Genomic DNA, 17,108 nt, shown 5'->3' with positions numbered 1-17,108 from the left:
TGAAGAATGAAATAACTTTAAGAAATAAAAATCAAGTCTTGTAGAGTAAATATAGTAAGTTAAAAAGAGAATTTTCTTAATCAAAAGGGCTTGAAGTGATGCTAAATTTATATTCCTTGAAATTCGCTAATGCAGAATTGCAAAAAATTATCGTTTTTCACTCAGATGCAGTTGGTGGGGGAATTTGGTCTTCCATCAAGCTAGTGGACCGAGATAACACGTGACTGGAAAATTAAGAAAATTCTTAGATATATTGCTGGGTTTTATTACCTATAATGAAACATTAGATGTTCGGGAATTAAGAATAAATGCACTGTAGTTGAGCCACAGAAAAAGGGAGCATCCCTATTTGGAAAAAACACGCTTGCGCTCGGAAATCACGGCTAAATAAACTAAGGGTGTGCTACGCAGGCTATACGTTATAGTCCACGTAGGTGGACGAGCGTTTATATAGTTTCAGAATTTCATTCTGAGGACAATCTGCACTCATTAGGATGCTCCCCAGAAAAAAGCAAAGAGCATCTTCGCAACGAACCGAAAAAGTAGATTTTAAACGATAACTAGCTAGAAGCACGATCGCTATGAAAGAACATCGTAACGGTATTATAGAACTGCAAATCGTGGAAGCAGCTTTGCTGGATTATCCGTTGATTGACGACTGTGTGGTACGGGTTCGGAAAGGAAAAACTTCCGCAACAGAGCTAGTCGCTTATATAGTTTTGGCAGGGACACTCTCGTTGGAGCAGTTACAGTCTCACCTGCAAGCCGTGCTACCTGCTGGTATAACTATTAGTGCTTGCGTTCCAGTATCTACCCTACCACTCAATAAACAGGGGCTGGTGGACGAGCAGGCTTTAATCGAGATGGAAGTCATCGACCCTGACTTAGCGCAACGTTGGGAAGAGCAACTGCTGTCTGTGCCAAAAGTTGAACAAGTAGCGGTTGTGGTTCAAGAGCACGTAGAAAAAATTCCTCCATTACATCTATCAGACGTGCTACCTGAATACAAAGGTACGAGTGAAGAAGAAAGTATAGATTCAGAGATACTGGGTGTAAAGCTTTTACCTACTACCCCGTCTGTTGAAAAGGCTTTGGGGTTAAAAGAAGAGTGGGGATCGAAAGCATTAGCTATAAGTTGTGGGGAGCCTTCACAGGAGGACGCGGGGCTTCCAACCACCCTATCAAAGGCTTTGCAAAGAACCGCATCTCAGGTACCAAAAAAAGGAATTATCTATCTACAGGCTGATGGCTCTGAAATTGTACAGTGTTATGAAGATTTATTGGATGAGGCAGAGCGAATTTTAGCAGGATTACGCAAGTTAGGTTTAAAGCCTCAAGATAAAGTGATTTTCCAGTTAAACCACAATTGGGACTTTATCCCTGCTTTCTGGGGTTGCATTTTGGGAGGCTTTGTACCCGTACCAATATCAACTGCTCCAACGTATGAGTCAGTCAACAGTACTGTTCAAAAGCTACACAATGCTTGGCAAATGTTGGAGCAACCGCTCGTTCTTACTAGTGCAGAACTAGCTCCAGCAATAGGTTTGCTGCCTAACCTTCTGGATTTGACAAACTTCCAAGTTGAAACTATCGATCGCTTGCGCTTGTGCCAACCGGACAAACATTGGTATGATGCCCAACCCGATGATTTGGCAGTACTCATCCTTACTTCTGGCAGTACGGGTTTTCCCAAGGGTGTAATGTTAAATCACAGTAACATTTTGAGTAATGTTTCTGCTAGCGCACAAATGAATAATTTCCAACGCGAAGATGTTTCATTGAACTGGCTAAACCTAGACCATGTAGGAAGCCTTGTACGCTGTTCTATTCGAGATATCTATGTAGGCTCGCAGCAGATCCATGCTCCTGCTGAGGTCATGTTAGAAGATCCACTGAGATGGTTGGATTGGATCGAGCAGTATCGGGTGACATTCGCTTGGGCTCCTAACTTTGCATTGGGACTCATTAATGCTAGGGCAGATGTTATTCAACAACGGAGTTGGGATTTATCTGGAGTGAAGTCTGTGTTGTCAGTCGCTGAGGCGATCGTACCCAAAACAGCAAAAAGGTTTTTAGATCTGCTAGCTCCTCACGGGTTGTCATCCCAAGCCATGCATTCGGCTTGGGGTATGACAGAAACCTGTGCAGGTGTTACATTCTCTCATCGGTATTTGTTGGACTTGTCAGATGACCAAACTTTTGTAGAAGTGGGCGCACCTATCCCTGGTTTTAAGATGCGTATTGTGGACGATCGAGAGCAGGTCGTTACTGAGGGTACAATTGGTCGTCTGCAAATTTATGGATCGATGATTGCTTGCGGATACTATAAGAATCCCGAACTTAACCGAGAAGCATTTACTGAAGATGGATGGCTGAGGACAGGAGATTTAGGATTTCTTCATCAAGGGCGTTTAACTATTACCGGTCGCCAGAAAGATATCATTATTGTCAACGGTCTCAATCACTACAGCCATGAAATAGAAGCGGTCGTTGAAGCAGTTAACTCAGTGGAGGTTTCTTATACTGCTGCTTGTGCAGTCCGAGATCCCCAAAGCGATACCGATCGATTAGTTATTTTTTTCCATACTCGTCTAACGGATAACAACCAATTAGCAGAACTGCTAAAGGAGATCCGGAAAAACGTTGTTCGAGAGATTGGGGTAGATCCAGCCTATTTGATTCCGGTTGAGAAGAAGGCTATTCCCAAAACTGCTATTGGGAAGATTCAGCGATCGCAACTGAAACAACGCTTTGAAGCAGGTGACTTTAACGAAATTATCAAACAAATCGACATCCTGACTGGCAATACCAACACCCTTCCAGACTGGTTTTACAAAAAGGTTTGGCATCGCAAAGAAGCAGTTACTTTAACTCCTCACTCAAAGACAGGTCTGTGTTTGCTCTTCCTCGATCGGTTGGGATTGGGTGTGCAAATATGTGCAAAATTGGAGCAGATGGAAGTACCATACGTGTGTGTTGAGCCCAGTTTGAATTTTGCTAGGCTTAGAGATAACTACTATGTTATCGATCCTACAAATCCCGATTGTTATCGGCAGATCTTCGAGAATCTTAAAGAAGCAAATCTTCAAATCGATCGAATTCTACACTTGTGGACTTATGGTGAGTATGAGGGAGATGTCTCCAGTTTAGAAGCATTAGAGCAAGCACAAGAAAGCGGAGCTTACAGTTTGCTGTTCTTAGTTCAAGCACTCTCGCAAGTCCAAGGCTCTCAAACGAAAGTACGCTTGTCTGTGATTTCTAGCTATACACAACCCATCAGAATAGAAGACGAAATTGCTTGCGAGAAAACACCGTTACTTGGTTTGATCAAAACAATTCCACAGGAAATGCCTTGGTTAGACTGCCGTCATATTGATTTACCTACAGAAAACATTGATGCTAATGCCACTTGTGTTCTTCGAGAACTTCAGGTTATTCAAAGAGAACGAGAAGTAGCCTACCGAAACGGACAACGTTTAGTCCCTGGTTTGGAGAAAGTTGACCCACAACAAGCGCCAAAGCGGGAGTTACCTTTTAAGCGTGGCGGAATGTATTTGCTTAGTGGAGGTTTAGGGGAGATTGGTGTAGAGATTGCCAAATATTTGTTACAACAACACGAAGCTAAACTCTTATTAGTAGGCAGAACTCCTCTACCAGAAAGAAGCACATGGGAAGAACACTTAAGGCAAGAAGATACCGTCTCCACACGCATTAAAGCTTACTTATCCTTGGAACAGCTTGGAGGACAGGTTCGTTACGAAGCCGTAGATATTTGCGACTTGATGCACTTACAGTTGGTGGTTGACCGGGTTAAGTCCGAATGGCAATGCGAGTTGGATGGAGTCATTCATCTAGCAGGTATTGCTCAAGAGCGTTTGTTAATTGAGGAAACGCGGGATAGTTTGGCTACAGCACTTCGTCCGAAAGTTTCAGGTACCTGGGTACTACATCAACTTCTCAAGACCCAACCAAACGGTGTCTTCATCAGCTTTTCTTCTGTAATTAGTTTTTTCGGGGTCTTTAACGTGGGTGCCTATGCCGCAGCTAATAGTTTCTTAGATGGCTTTTGGCACTACCAGAGATATAAGAGTGGGTTACAAAGTTATTGCTTTGGTTCAAGTACATGGGCTGGGCTTGGCATCAGCCGTGGTTATGAAAATCGGGATTCACGTCTTGCCCGAGGTCGTGCAGTCATGTCCAAAGAGCAGGGATTGAATTCGTTTCTGGTTAGCTTGCACCACCAGCCAGCTCATCTCCTTGTTGGATTAAATGGAACCAACCCTCATGTCCGACGCTATATACAGACAAAATGCCATCGCGTGCAGAAATTATCCGCCTATTTCACAGCCCCAGGCGATCGCGTTTCCATTGCCAGTTTACAAGAGTTGGATGTGCGCGATCGCTTTGGAACGCGCAGTCGCTGCGATTTTCACCAACTCCAAGAAATGCCATTAACAAATACAGGCAAAATTGATTTGAAAGGGCTCTCGGTTGAGGATTTAGGGACTCCTGCTAAATATGTTGCACCCAGAACCGCGATAGAAGAAGAACTCATCAGCATTTGGCAACAGGTATTGAATGTACCTCAGGTAGGAATTAACGATAACTTTTTTGAGTTAGGAGGAACTTCTTTACTAGCAGTACGTTTGTTCTCAAGTATCGAGCAGAGATTCGGTAAAAAGCTTCCTCTAGCCAGCCTCTTCCCCTCTGGTACTGTAGAAGCTCTTGCTAAAACTGTCTCTCAACAAGAGGAGTTAATCGATAGTTATGGGTTTTCGTCATCAAACACAGTTCCAAACCAGTCAAAAATCCTTTGGTCTTCCCTTGTAGAAATTCAGCCCAATGGATTTAAGCCTCCTTTATTCTGTATCCACCCTCTTGGTGGAGAAATTTTGTGTTATCGCCCTTTAGCTATTCATCTGGGACAGGATCAACCCGTATATGGGCTACAACCAGTAGGGCTTGATGGAGAACAAAGTTTTTATACTCGGGTTGAAGACATGGCGAAGCACTACATCAACGAAATACAAACCATTCAACCACAAGGACCTTATTATATAGCCGGATACTCCTTTGGAGGTATGGTTGCTTTTGAGATGGTACAGCAACTTTACAAGCAAGGTGAGAAAGTAGGTCTTCTGATTATGATTGATACCTGTCGTCCGGGTACAGAAAAGCGATTGCCTTTCATCTTAAGAATTTGGGAGCACATAAAAAATTTTGTACAACAAGGACCTGTGTACCTTCAGAAAAAGCTTATTGGTTGGCGTGAATGGGGTACATACCTGATCCGAGATAAATATAAGCGTTTTTTGGAACAGGCGGATATATTACCTGAGGGTGACAAGCACTTAGATGTTTTAGGTGCTAATTACCAAGCTTTATGCAACTATACTTATCAAACATACCCCGGTTCAATGACTCTAGTGCGGACTGAGGATGCAAATCGAACTGATGCTGTCGGCGAAATCTACGATCCGCTATTTGGTTGGGGCGATGTCGTAGCTGGAGGAATAGATGTTCATTATCTTCCCGGCTCTCACCTTTCTCTGTTTGACGAGCCTGATGTACAAGTGCTGGCAGAACAATTAAAGCATTGCTTGGAAAAAGCGTATGGTTTGGAAGTTTTAGAAGAAAACACCAAAAAATAAATTATCCCAAATCAGAAATTAACATCATCAGGGCGCAGCGACCTTGCGCCCTGATGATGCTACTAAGCGATCGCACATCACAATGTCATAGTTTATCTAATACCGTTGCTCCAAATTGTTAGCAACAAAGTCGAGGCTCTAAAGCCATTGAAATCTAGCGTCAAAGCAATATTGTTGAACGTGCTATCAACCGACTTAAGCAATTTCGCCGCATTGCTACCCGATATAAAAAACTTGCTGCAAATTCTACAGCTATGATAACGAGCACGCAGCGGCGGCTTCTGCATCGCCTCCATTATTCTATGGTTATAGTTTGAAAACACGCCCTAGCCCCCCGATCGATTGAGGGAATTTCTGAAAGTTAATGTGTAGCTTTAATTTAGAGAATCGGTAGGGATTGGTAGGAAAGTGAGAAAATATTTTTGGCAGTCATGGTTTACTTGTCCTTTGTTTAACTTTAGCAAGCTGGTCATAAAAAACAGAACTATCTAACGAAAGATGCTGTACATAGTTGAGCTTTAGCGCTAAAGCCCAACTACATACTAATTACAATCGTTTGTGCTGGCTTACTTAACAAATGACGATTGACCGATGACTCATGACAAATGACAAATTTGGTTAAAATAATGACAAAGGCTCGTATTGGAATTATTGGTGGCAGCGGTTTATACAAGATGGATGCCCTGAAAGACGTGGAAGAAGTACACATTCAAACGCCTTTTGGCTCGCCATCTGATGCTCTAATACTGGGAACATTGGATGCAACTCCAGTAGCTTTTTTAGCACGCCACGGACGCAATCATACGTTATTACCCTCAGAGTTACCATTTCGCGCCAATATCTATGCAATGAAGCAAATCGGCGTAGAGTATCTAATTTCTGCTTCAGCCGTTGGTTCTTTAAAGGAGGAAGTCAAACCTCTAGATATGGTGGTTCCCGATCAGTTTATCGATAGAACAAAAAATCGAGTTTCAACGTTTTTTGGGGAAGGAATTGTTGCTCACATCGCTTTTGGCGATCCAATTTGTAAGAATTTGGCAGGAGTTTTAGCAAGTGCGATCGCTGATTTAAATCTTCCCGATATCACCTTACATCGTGGTGGTACCTATGTATGTATGGAAGGTCCCGCATTTTCAACAAAGGCAGAATCAAATCTTTATCGTAGCTGGGGTGCAACGGTCATTGGGATGACAAATTTACCAGAGGCAAAGTTAGCCAGAGAAGCAGAAATTGCCTATGCAACCCTAGCGCTAGCGACAGATTACGATTGTTGGCACCCCGACCATGATAGCGTAACCGTAGAGATGGTAGTTGGTAATTTACAGAGAAATGCTCTCAATGCTCAAAAGGTGATTCAAGAAACAGTCAAACGTTTGAGCGACAACCCACCACCCAGCGATGCACACACAGCGTTGAAGTATGCAATTTTAACGAATTTGGCAAAAGCACCAGCAGCTACAAAGGAAAAATTGGAGTTGTTGCTGAAAAAATATTTTTAACAGCGATCCACAATCAGAAATCCCCGGTCGGTGGTAATTTTTTATTCCTTCTTTGCTGAAAAACCAGAGTACGGTCAACGCTCGCTTTTACCTTACTTGCTAAAGAATAGAAGGGTTTTGCTAAAGATTTTCTATTGTAGACAAGTCTGTAATGTGTAAATTTATATACTTATTCCCTGCTGTTCTTTTCTAAGTCTCTCAAAAGTCTTGGAGTTTGACAAACATCGCGTACAGACTATGAAAATCTCTCGCAAAACTATCAGAACACTTATTCTTTCTGGGCTGGTTGCAGTTACGATCGTATTTGGAACCCCAGCAATTTCTTATAATGCAGAGCCCCACAAGCACGAGCACGTGAGTATCAATAAGACACTCGCAGCACTTGATGTTAAGCAGAATAGTTCTGCTAGCATATATTCCGACAGTCTTCATCTTGCTCACACGCAGGCAGTCACTCAAAAAGTGAGAAAGAACGTTGTTGATTTGACTTCAGAAGAGAAACATGCATTTGTCAATGCCCTACAGACACTAAAGCATACCTTTCCAGAAGGTAGTCAGCTAAGTATCTACGACCAATTTGTCGCAGTGCATGTTGCAGCCATGGGTTTAATGTTTGACGGTGCTCGAGGTCCTGCAGCCGGACATGACGGTGCTCATGAAAGTGACCTCTTCTTACCCTGGCATCGCGAGTTTATACACAGATTTGAACAAGCTTTGCAATCGGTAAACCCCGATGTAACGCTTCCTTACTGGGATTGGACAAATGCTCAAGCATTATCAGTTATCTTTCAAGATGACTTTATGGGACCGAACGGTCAAGGGGTAACGCTCAGCATACCTCTAGATTTAGGGAATGCTTCAGGAGGTTCACCTACATCTTCAAACGGTTCTGCCAATGGCGCATCTGATGGCTCGACACAACCAAACGGTTCAGATTCGGGTTCTGGCGTGCCAAATTTGGTAGAGGTGCAAGGGGGACCAGTTGTATCTGGACCTTTCTCTCTAGCAAGCGGATGGGTTTTAAATCCAGACTTGCACTTTAAACCATCAGGAGAAACATTTGGCAACACAATCTTGCGGTTTTTACAAGTTCCTCCCACAAACAATTACCCCGTTCCTCAAGAAGATGTAGAGCAGCTCTTTCCCATTAACGACTATAAAACTTTTCGCCAAGCTTTAGAAGGTTTTATTAAACCCAGTTCTACAGGACAACCAACGCCCGGAGTTTTTCAACATAACTATTTCCATAGCTTTGTTGGTGGAGCTACGTTTGACCCTGCTGTAGGTCGTCCCGATCCTCTAGGCACAATGGCTGACCTTGCTGGTTCTATCAACGATCCGGTATTTTGGCTGATTCATTCCAACGTCGATCGCCTTTGGGCTGAGTGGCAAGAAAAAGGTCATGCGGGTAGCGCTTACTATCCTGCCTCTGGTAACAAATACGGAGAAAATCTCAATGACCGATTGTGGCCATGGGATGGAGGCGAATCAACTCCTGCTAACTGGGGTCCTGGAGATTTATTATCTCTACTGCCTAGTTTTTCTTCAGATGATATTGTTACACCGGCTGATACTTTAAATTACAAAAAGTATGGCTATACCTATGACACTCTTAAAGTTTCATCTTGGCGACGACCATATAAGCGTGAAAAAAAAGTAGCAGGTATTTGAAACTTTTAGCTCGATAAGATTCAGATAAGACTCGATCTCCCGAATCCCTCCCGTTCCCAGGCTCTACCTGGGAACGCAAAAAATTGAGTATGCGCTAAAGTACTACTCTCAACCAACGGCGATCGCTAAACCACTTGATAAACGAAACTGAAACTTGCCCAATGATTGACATCCAGTACATAAGAATCAGAAGCTGTACCATTCATATCGCTGACTGCACTGGCATTGTGCAAATCTTGCAGCAAAGCTTGTGCAACTTCTAGAGGGTTCATAGTAGGCTGAATGCGTTGCTGTTCTGCTTTCGGGTTTTTGTCAGTTTCTAGAGCAGCTAGAGTTTGAGTAAAGGGTGCAGTACTAAAAATAAGTTGGGTTTCAGCTAAAGATGCGGGTGCTTGTACGACCCATTCAAAACCGGAAGTAGTTTGCGGGAAAACGCGGGTTTCTCCAGGCGGAATCACTAAATCTACGAGATGTGGTTGACCTTCTGACACTTCGGTTTCAGCCACTTTATACCATGGAAATAACGCGATCGCTGTTTTACTACTACTAAGTCCCAACAGCATTAAATACACTGGGCGATCGCTTGTGTTTTCCACCCTATATTGTATCCTGTTACCAATGGTCACAGTAGGTATATCCCCAGTTTCAGGGCTAAATGTCTTTTTACTGGATGCTTCTGTATTTTGAGTTCGCAAGGTTTCTCGTTGCATTAACGTTCGCGGTGCTAAAGCGCCAAGCATCTCCAATGTTGCTTTCACACCCAATAGTGATGAACCCTCATTTACGGTGAGTCGCCATAGTTTTGCCGCTAGTAGGGTTTGCAGTTTTGGCACTAACCGTAAGGCTGCTAATTTTACGGCTTCTCCTGCTTCCCCAAAGGTACTGGGAATCTGTTCGCTACCTGGAGAGAATAAACCATAGCGGCTGAGAGAAACTACTGTTAGGTTAGTTGGGGCTGGTTCTTTACTCTTTGATTCTGGGAGTTTTCCAAACACGCAGTCAGCGAGTTGTTCTCCTGCTACCACAGTAGAAACGCGAGATACTGTTGAAAACGCGCTTGTCGCATCGACTCTTTCTATTCTTTCGAGTTTGGTGTCAAGAGCAACTGTTAAACCAACATTCTTAGGTAATACCCGCACTGCTTCTTGAATGAGTTGTCCGACTTTTGGTTCGCTCTCAGTATTGACAATTTGCGCTTTTGCTGTTAGTGCAGAGCGCGATCGCAGTACGATTTGGGAGTTGGGTGTCGATGGAACGAGAGTGAGGCGAGAATTAGATCCCAAGTACTCCAATACGTTTAAGGGTAAGCCTCCCAACCACAGATGAAGAGTTTTCCCATCTTCTTCAATTCCCATTATCACTCCTTCCGCCCCTAAGTTTGAATCGGGAAGAAAATGATTGGTAACAAATGCACGTGCTTGTGGATTATTTTTATCCGTTTTCTCAGCTAGTATTGCAGGTTGCTGTTTGGTACTACCCATCTGCTGTAAAGAACCTACCACATGAGAGATGCAAACTTGAACTGTTGTCGCTGGGGTAGTTTCCCATAGATACTGCGTGAGGGCGTATGTAAATAATCCCGCACTAAATCCAGATAATTGTATCTCTCGTGCTACTTGTTTGGAATGAGAGGTTGCTTTCAGTACAACCCCAGAGGAAGGCGTAGGAACCTTCTCCTTCAGTTGTTTGTGTAACTGAAGTTCCTTTGCTATCACAACAGCATCCTCTAGAACCGGACGGCTGCGAGTTTTTAACCCCGTAGGTAGCGATGTTTGGGGAACATAGTAACTAGTATCCAAAACTGCTGTTGCACGATGCGTGGGTAGCGATCGCACTAATAACAGCAATGTTTCCTCTAATATATAGTTTACATTTTTATTATCTTGTGTACTCTCATCTTTTTCCTGAACGGGAATCAGAGCGTTTTGCAGGGTATCTTGAGAACTTTCGAGATGAACGCGACTGCCATAACCGCTAAAGTGAAATACAACCGCATCATCGGGCTGAACTTGCTTGATAATATGTTCTGAAAAAGCGAGTTCAATATCTTCCCTAGTTGCTTTAGCGTCCGTCAAGCAAAGAACATCTGACGGTTGAAAACCAAAGCGGTGAATCAACAGTTCCTTTTGTAGTTCTACATCTGTCAAACAACCCGTCAGTGGTGATGAAAATTGTGGGTACTGATTAATGCCTACCAATAACGCCAACTTGCGCTGTTTTGGTTGTGCCAAAGCTTGAGAATAGCGGTTTCCCAAGGTCAACCACTCGTTGTCAGTGACACCCATTACCGCGAGTATGGAGCCAAACCTTTGTAAAAACGTCCGCCGCTTCATAATTAGCTATCAGCCCTCAGTCCGTTCGCCCTTTTAGTTTGCCAGATGCTTGTACGAAAAAAATTTCTTTTAGCACTGGATTCACTATCAGCTTAAGGGCTGAGGTCTGTAGTGTAAAGTAAAAGTTTATACTTGATTCTTTGTACCGAATGTGCCTTAGACTGGTAATGGCACTCGCATTGCTCTTGCCAATTCTGCAGCCACTTCTGGACGAGAAAATTCTGGTGGGGGTAACTCTCCGCGACGCAGCATTTCCCTCACTTTTGTTCCCGATAAGTGAATGCGCTCTTCAGGGCTACTTGGACTTGTTTTACTTGTCGCCATTTGCTGAGTGCGCGTGCAGTAGAAAGCGTGTTCAAACTTCATCGGTACAATGCCCAATTCTGCTGGTTGAAACTCATCAAAAATGTATTGAGCATCATAAGTTCCGTAGTAGTTTCCTACTCCAGCATGATCGCGACCCACAATAAAGTGAGTGCAGCCATAGTTTTTGCGAATTAAGGCATGGAAAATTGCTTCTCTAGGACCAGCATAGCGCATTGCTGAGGGATTAATTGCCAGAATGACCCTGTCTTTAGGGTAGTATCCATCCAGCAAAATTTCATAGCATCGCATCCGCACATCAGCTGGGATATCGTCTTCTTTTGTTGCACCCACTAAGGGGTGCAAAAACAAACCATCTACGATTTCCAGAGCGCACTTTTGAATGTACTCGTGAGCGCGGTGGATGGGATTGCGAGTTTGGAAGCCAACAATAGTTTTCCAACCCTTTTCCCTAAACATTTGTCGCGACGTTGCGGGATCGATTTGATAGTTTGGGAAGAAAGGATGGGGATCGCGTTGCAGCAACCAAACATCACCCGCAAGGTGTATTGGTCCTTGATTGTATAACACCTGTACGCCAGGATGTTTGGAATCGTCGGTACGGTAAACGTTAATCGCTTCGCGGCTCTTATCGTAGCGGTACTTCTGTGTGAGTTCTAACACACCAATAAACTCACCTGCGGGATTATCCAAGCGAATTAATCCACCTTCTTTCAAGGAGTTTGCGACTTCTTCTTCTACTGATAGGGTTACGGGAATTGCCCAAACATTACCGTTAGCTAACCGCATTTCTGTAACAACGCGATCGTAATCCTCCTGGTTCATAAAACCAGTGAGTGGACTAAAACCACCAATCGCTATCATCTGGAGATCGGAAACCGCCCGTTCATCCAGTTGTACTCGCGGTAAAAAGTCAGCTTTCGAGAGAAATTCTTGCCTTTGTTCGGGTGTAGCGATGCGATTCACTAACTGTCCGCCGTGGGGGGCAATAGCATCAAGATGATAACTCAAGGTTGTGCCTTCTGTGTAATAACTACATTTTTTTTTAGCTATTTAATTAAGTTACCAAATCATGGAACACTCGTTAAGGGTTGGGGGTTAGTTGTTAGTAGTTGGTCGCGGAGCGTTAATTACCGATATTCTTGTATACGTAGTAGCAATCCAAAAAGTGTCAAAACTGAGATAAGGATGGCTGCAACAGCAGCGGAAATTTCAAAGCCTTCTATATCCTTGAACCCCTGCTCAACTGCTTTGTTGAAAGCTTCTTGGTTGATATCTTGCATTTTATTGTGGGCTTTCTTGAATTCCTCAAACGCCCAGTTTGACTGACCTTTCTCATAACCCGTACACAAAGCGATCGCTTCTTGGTGTTTTCCACTTTGTTCTAACAGGCGTATTTGGCGATCGATTTTGAGATAGCGATCGAAAGTTAACAAAGTCGCCACAGCTGCTTCTCTCTCACCAGCAAATGTGATATCGTTAAAAGCCTCGCCTAATAAACCGGCTAAACGAGGCTTTTGATTGTTTGCTAAGAACCCTGCAACTGCAACTGTCTCCAACGTCTCACCATGTAACGGCTGAGCAATTATAGTTGATTTGCTCAAAAATGCCTTCTCATGTTTGACAGCATTTGCTTTATCTAACAAATAGCGGCTTTCATCAGCATTACTACTGTAAACCAAAGCACGGGCTTCTCTCAGTAAGCGCAGCGATTCAAAAGAATCTTTTGTGGCAATCTTTAGATGGTGGGAGATTGCGAGAAATGTTTGGGTTGTATGCACTAAAAAGAAAATTGCGATCGCTGTTGCGGCGATCAGCCAGGGATTGAGAATGCGTCGCATTCTCCAGTGCAGAAACAGTTGAATTGCTATAAGTACGCTAACGAGAAGTAGCGCGGGAACGATTGTCAGGAATAGAAAGTAAAAGGATGCAATTTGTTGCAGGTCGTAAGTTTCATCAAGTTTTTTTGCGTTTACCTTTTTTAGTTTTTCGGCTTCTGGTAGCAGCTTGTTATCCATAATTTCTGCTGCTTCTCGATAAGCCGTTAGTACCCCGTTTAAATCCCCACGTTCGTTAAAGTCTCTTGCTCGTTGAATTTTGGCTATATAATCCCCCAGCAACAGTTGCATCGTCTTAATAGGTTCGCGTTCTGCTTTGCCATAAGTAATGTTCTCAGCAGCAGCAATTATTCGTTCGGCGAAAGCTTTGCGCCTTTCTTCGTAATATTCAGTAGCACGAGGGTTAGCCCCAGGCTTGACAAGCAGTTCGTTAACAGCATTAGCATCCATACCCAGTAAGCTATCTTGAATCCTCTGGGCGAGAAGGACGCTTGGTGCTGCGTCTTTACCAATTGTTTGAATCATTTGGCGCTGTTGTTGAATACCAGAAATGGTGGCGATCGCAACTAAGAAACTGGTTACCCAAGTGGCGTACAAACCTGTTTTTAGAAGTCGGGGCGTGGTGAGTTTGATTTTTTGGCTGAAGGAGGGTGTCGTGCTTGTCATAAAACTGTAGAGGGAGAGGGGGTAGACCGGGGAGAAGGGGGTAGACCGGGGAGAAGGGGGTAGACTGGGGAGAAACTTCTACCTTGTCTACCTTGTCCTCCTTGTCCCCATTCCCCTACCCCCTAAACTTAATTCGAGTCCAGTGTCCGAGGGTGATTTCATCACCATCTTTTATCGGTACATCTACCATTGGGTTGATTTCTACGCCGTTTAATTTGGTACCATTGGTGGAACCAATGTCGCGCAAGATAAATGTGCCATCGGGATTGCGATTGAGGAGTGCATGGCGGTGGGAAACGGCGCTATCAAAATCAAGGGCTATTTCTGGGTAAACTCCCCGAAGCTCGCTGGAACGACCAATGAGATTGCTGTCTTTGTCTAGCTGGTAGGTTATGGGGGGTTGGTTTGGTGGTGCTGGGCTTTCTGGGCTTTGCAATGAGGGATCGATAGTGGCGGTAATTTCAGCACCGGATGTTGAAGCGGATGGTTGTTCTATGGGTTTTGCAGGTACATCATCTGTAACTTCTTTGGTCAAATTTGTTGTTGCTGCTATTGGTATTTCTCCATGAGCTTTGGTTATAAAGTTATAACCGCAAATCTCGCAGAAGTTACCGCTACTGGGGTCGTGTGGGGCTGTGCAATCGGGACAAGCGATAAGCCGGGTATGGCTTGAGCCAAAGGCGATCGCAGGTGGTGTTGTTTGAAGTACCTCCTGTTTTGGAGTTATTACCGTGACTGCGCTTTGGGTTATTCCGAGAATTTTAGTACCGCAGTCCGAACAATAATCTGATTCGGTTGAAGCGTGTCCTTTTGGACATTGATAGGTGGACATGGTGGGTTTAAAATTTTTCTCTCTTAAGATTTGGGAATGCGAGTTGTTTTGGTGGAGCGAGTTTCCAACATCATCGTGTCTTCTTTAGCAACTTCTCGCTTTAACCGCACTGTTCCTGTTGCAGCATCTTCGATATCAACGACTTTTTTCAGAAGCTTGGCTGTGGCTTCGTTACCCGATTCATGGGCGAGTTGTACGGCTTTTCCTAGCTTGGCTGTAGCTACTTCAATATTTCCGCGATCGCGTGCTTCTAATCCCTCTTGTATGGATTGGGCTAGTTCTGCTTGTCCGGTATAATGAGCTACACGTCTGTCAATTTTGGTAGATTTGGCATCATCGTCTGTCCATAATGCTAGAATACGAGCCTCAGCAATTTTTGTTTCCACGCCATTATCTGTATAAATTAAACTAGCTCTACCTGCTAACATCTCATCACCTACATTTCCCGGTTGTACTTGAATGCAGAAGTGGTAATCGCGGGACTCTCCATTGCTCCAAGCACCAGTTGGATAGTCACAAACTTGAGGTTTTACAACAGTTGCGCGGTGGGTTAAATCGACAATGTCGGGGCTGACTTGCTTGCAGAACAGTATTTTGGCACTTTGAGGAGTCCACAAACGCAAAGCTACGTCACTGACGTTCTTGCTCATAGCTTTCTCTAAAATTGCCCGAAAGTCAGCTTCAATCATTTCTGCTTTGGGGATAATGTCCGTAGTCCCTAATAATTTTCCAGATATTTCTTGGAGTTGTTTAACACGCCAAGTGGTACCCACACCCCGACAATCACACTGAAAAACGCCTTCACACTTATTGAGAACCGCTCTGAGTTTTTGTTCGTCTGATTCATCGTTTTGTCCATCCGTTAGAAGCAGTGCTTGACGCAAAGCATGGGGCATTTTTTGGAATTGTTTTAAAGCTTCATTGAGCCATGAAGAAATGATAGTACCACCATCAGCACGGACTTTTTTTATGGCTGCGATCGCTTTTTCTTTATTTTCAGAAGTTGCTTTCAATATGGGAACAGTTATACGAACATCATCCGTACCACTGATAATGAAAAAATATGAATTTCCAGGAAGTAAGTTTACGATTTTAACCATCGCCTCTCTTACTGCATGAATTTTATCACCTCCCATTGAGCCAGAGGTATCGCATATGATTCCAAAGACTCTGTTTCCCGTAGATGGTGCAGCGACTCCTTCACTACCTTCAGAGCTAACAGTCATAATTGCATGAACTTCTTTCGCCCCTTGGGGTAAATATTGGTTTTGAAATACTTCAGCTTTAAATTGAGTGGTCATAGTTTTGTTATTATTTAATTGATTTTTTGACTAGTTTAGACATTGTCTGGGTTTTCTGAATTTTCCAAATATAAATTTCGTGTAGGTGGACTTTGTTTGTACAGCCATAGAATTCTATTCCGTGGATAATTTACCAAAACAATATGCTCCCTACGATTCAGTTTTCTCATATTAAAAAACTTCCTTAAAATTATTTCCCCTAAAATCAAAATATTGATTTTCTTGAATAACTTCCTCCCGAAAAAACGCCATTTTTTGGCTAAATCCCATTAAATTCCAAAATTGACTGAGTAATTCTAAATTATTATCTTTCTGTAGCTTTTGAAAAACTCGCCTCTGAAATTCCCAATGATTTTCATTGTATTTTGTTTTTAAAGAAATTCCATTATTTTTACACCAATCCCAAGGATTAAAAGTAATGTGATAATTTCCCAATACAAGTGTAAAAATATTAACTTTTAATATCTTTATTTGATGTACGGTAATTACCTCAGATTCAGCATTTTCTTGAAAAAGATGCCGTGAAATAAATAAAGGATTTTTTTCTCCATGAACTTCACAGTATTCTTCAGTTTCTGGGTTAAATGAATCGAGGCAATATTCAATATAATAGAATTCATCATTGTAACTAAGCGTTGACTCGTAAACACAGTAAACTTTATCTCCCTTTTTTAAAAGAATACCGTTGTTAATGGCTTGTTGAGCTTTGGTAGAATTTGAACTGTGCAAGAGTTTGTAAGCTGTTGCTCTTACAATGAATTCTTCATCGTTCATCGCTTCTATCAAAAAATCTACGCCTGTATCTTCATACTGAAGTGCATTAGCAAGATAAGCTGCTCTTTCTTCACCAGTCACACCAGCAAAACGTTTTTGTAAACCTTCAATTCCCCCCAGAACAATACCATCTGTTGGAAATGAGGTTTGTCCTCCTAAAACAGCCTCAGATTTTCCAGGTCTATTGCTACTTTCTGTCATCTTCTCACTTCCCATACA

9 protein-coding genes and 1 pseudogene are annotated in these 17,108 nt (G+C 43.1%); 4 read left to right on the top strand and 6 right to left on the bottom strand.

The genetic code is table 11. The features are described 5' to 3' along the window. Nucleotides 1–581 precede the first annotated feature (581 nt). The 4 genes and pseudogenes from AB0756_RS33705 (at nucleotide 582) to AB0756_RS33690 (ending at nucleotide 8,821) form a co-directional block, all read left to right on the top strand. The gene (locus AB0756_RS33705) at nucleotides 582–5,651 is read left to right on the top strand and encodes an SDR family NAD(P)-dependent oxidoreductase (protein ID WP_050045317.1); all 5,070 of its coding nucleotides are present in this window, start codon (nucleotides 582–584) and stop codon (nucleotides 5,649–5,651) included. A gap of 158 nt (nucleotides 5,652–5,809) precedes the next feature. Beyond that, nucleotides 5,810–5,968, top strand: a pseudogene (locus AB0756_RS33700) (IS5/IS1182 family transposase); the annotation flags it as partial. A gap of 309 nt (nucleotides 5,969–6,277) precedes the next feature. After that, on the top strand, nucleotides 6,278–7,150 hold the full coding sequence (locus AB0756_RS33695; RefSeq protein WP_038085253.1) for an S-methyl-5'-thioadenosine phosphorylase: 873 nt from the start codon (nucleotides 6,278–6,280) through the stop codon (nucleotides 7,148–7,150). Nucleotides 7,151–7,387: 237 nt separating this feature from the next. After that, nucleotides 7,388–8,821: a tyrosinase family protein gene (locus AB0756_RS33690; protein WP_038085250.1), complete on the top strand. Its 1,434-nt coding sequence runs from the start codon at nucleotides 7,388–7,390 to the stop codon at nucleotides 8,819–8,821. Between the two features lie 125 nt (nucleotides 8,822–8,946). Here the strand turns inward: AB0756_RS33690 and AB0756_RS33685 are convergent, their stop codons facing one another. The 6 genes from AB0756_RS33685 to AB0756_RS33660 all read right to left on the bottom strand — a co-directional run bounded on the left by AB0756_RS33685 (nucleotide 8,947) and on the right by AB0756_RS33660 (nucleotide 17,090). Further along, nucleotides 8,947–11,154, bottom strand: coding sequence for a caspase family protein (locus AB0756_RS33685; RefSeq protein ID WP_038085247.1), 2,208 nt, complete (start codon nucleotides 11,152–11,154; stop codon nucleotides 8,947–8,949). A gap of 156 nt (nucleotides 11,155–11,310) precedes the next feature. Beyond that, the gene (gene sat / locus AB0756_RS33680; RefSeq protein ID WP_038085242.1) at nucleotides 11,311–12,489 is read right to left on the bottom strand and encodes a sulfate adenylyltransferase; all 1,179 of its coding nucleotides are present in this window, start codon (nucleotides 12,487–12,489) and stop codon (nucleotides 11,311–11,313) included. A 119-nt stretch (nucleotides 12,490–12,608) separates the two neighbouring features. Next, on the bottom strand, nucleotides 12,609–13,982 hold the full coding sequence (locus AB0756_RS33675) for a hypothetical protein (protein ID WP_038085239.1): 1,374 nt from the start codon (nucleotides 13,980–13,982) through the stop codon (nucleotides 12,609–12,611). A 115-nt stretch (nucleotides 13,983–14,097) separates the two neighbouring features. After that, nucleotides 14,098–14,814 (bottom strand): FHA domain-containing protein, encoded by a 717-nt coding sequence (locus AB0756_RS33670; RefSeq protein ID WP_038085237.1) that lies wholly within the window; start codon nucleotides 14,812–14,814, stop codon nucleotides 14,098–14,100. A 23-nt stretch (nucleotides 14,815–14,837) separates the two neighbouring features. Then, complete coding sequence (locus AB0756_RS33665) at nucleotides 14,838–16,115, bottom strand: vWA domain-containing protein (protein ID WP_038085235.1); 1,278 nt, start codon at nucleotides 16,113–16,115, stop codon at nucleotides 14,838–14,840. A gap of 171 nt (nucleotides 16,116–16,286) precedes the next feature. Further along, entirely contained in the window at nucleotides 16,287–17,090 is an 804-nt protein-coding gene (locus tag AB0756_RS33660; protein WP_408019909.1) for a hypothetical protein, read from the bottom strand. Between the last annotated feature and the right edge of the window lie 18 nt (nucleotides 17,091–17,108).

The sequence above is a fragment of the Tolypothrix campylonemoides VB511288_2 genome (genome assembly GCF_045999855.1).
In the GTDB taxonomy this organism is placed as follows: domain Bacteria; phylum Cyanobacteriota; class Cyanobacteriia; order Cyanobacteriales; family Nostocaceae; genus Scytonema; species Scytonema bouteillei_A.
The sequence above is the reverse complement of the archived record's forward strand: the minus strand, read 5'-3'. Positions and strand labels throughout refer to the sequence as shown.

What these genes read in the sequence shown, in the direction of transcription:
- AB0756_RS33705 (WP_050045317.1), top strand. Translation starts at nt 582, where the DNA reads ATGAAAGAACATCGTAACGGTATTATAGAACTGCAAATCGTGGAAGCA.
- AB0756_RS33695 (WP_038085253.1), top strand. Translation starts at nt 6,278, where the DNA reads ATGACAAAGGCTCGTATTGGAATTATTGGTGGCAGCGGTTTATACAAG.
- AB0756_RS33690 (WP_038085250.1), top strand. Translation starts at nt 7,388, where the DNA reads ATGAAAATCTCTCGCAAAACTATCAGAACACTTATTCTTTCTGGGCTG.
- AB0756_RS33685 (WP_038085247.1), bottom strand. Translation starts at nt 11,154, where the DNA reads ATGAAGCGGCGGACGTTTTTACAAAGGTTTGGCTCCATACTCGCGGTA.
- AB0756_RS33675 (WP_038085239.1), bottom strand. Translation starts at nt 13,982, where the DNA reads ATGACAAGCACGACACCCTCCTTCAGCCAAAAAATCAAACTCACCACG.
- AB0756_RS33670 (WP_038085237.1), bottom strand. Translation starts at nt 14,814, where the DNA reads ATGTCCACCTATCAATGTCCAAAAGGACACGCTTCAACCGAATCAGAT.
- AB0756_RS33665 (WP_038085235.1), bottom strand. Translation starts at nt 16,115, where the DNA reads ATGACCACTCAATTTAAAGCTGAAGTATTTCAAAACCAATATTTACCC.
- AB0756_RS33660 (WP_408019909.1), bottom strand. Translation starts at nt 17,090, where the DNA reads ATGACAGAAAGTAGCAATAGACCTGGAAAATCTGAGGCTGTTTTAGGA.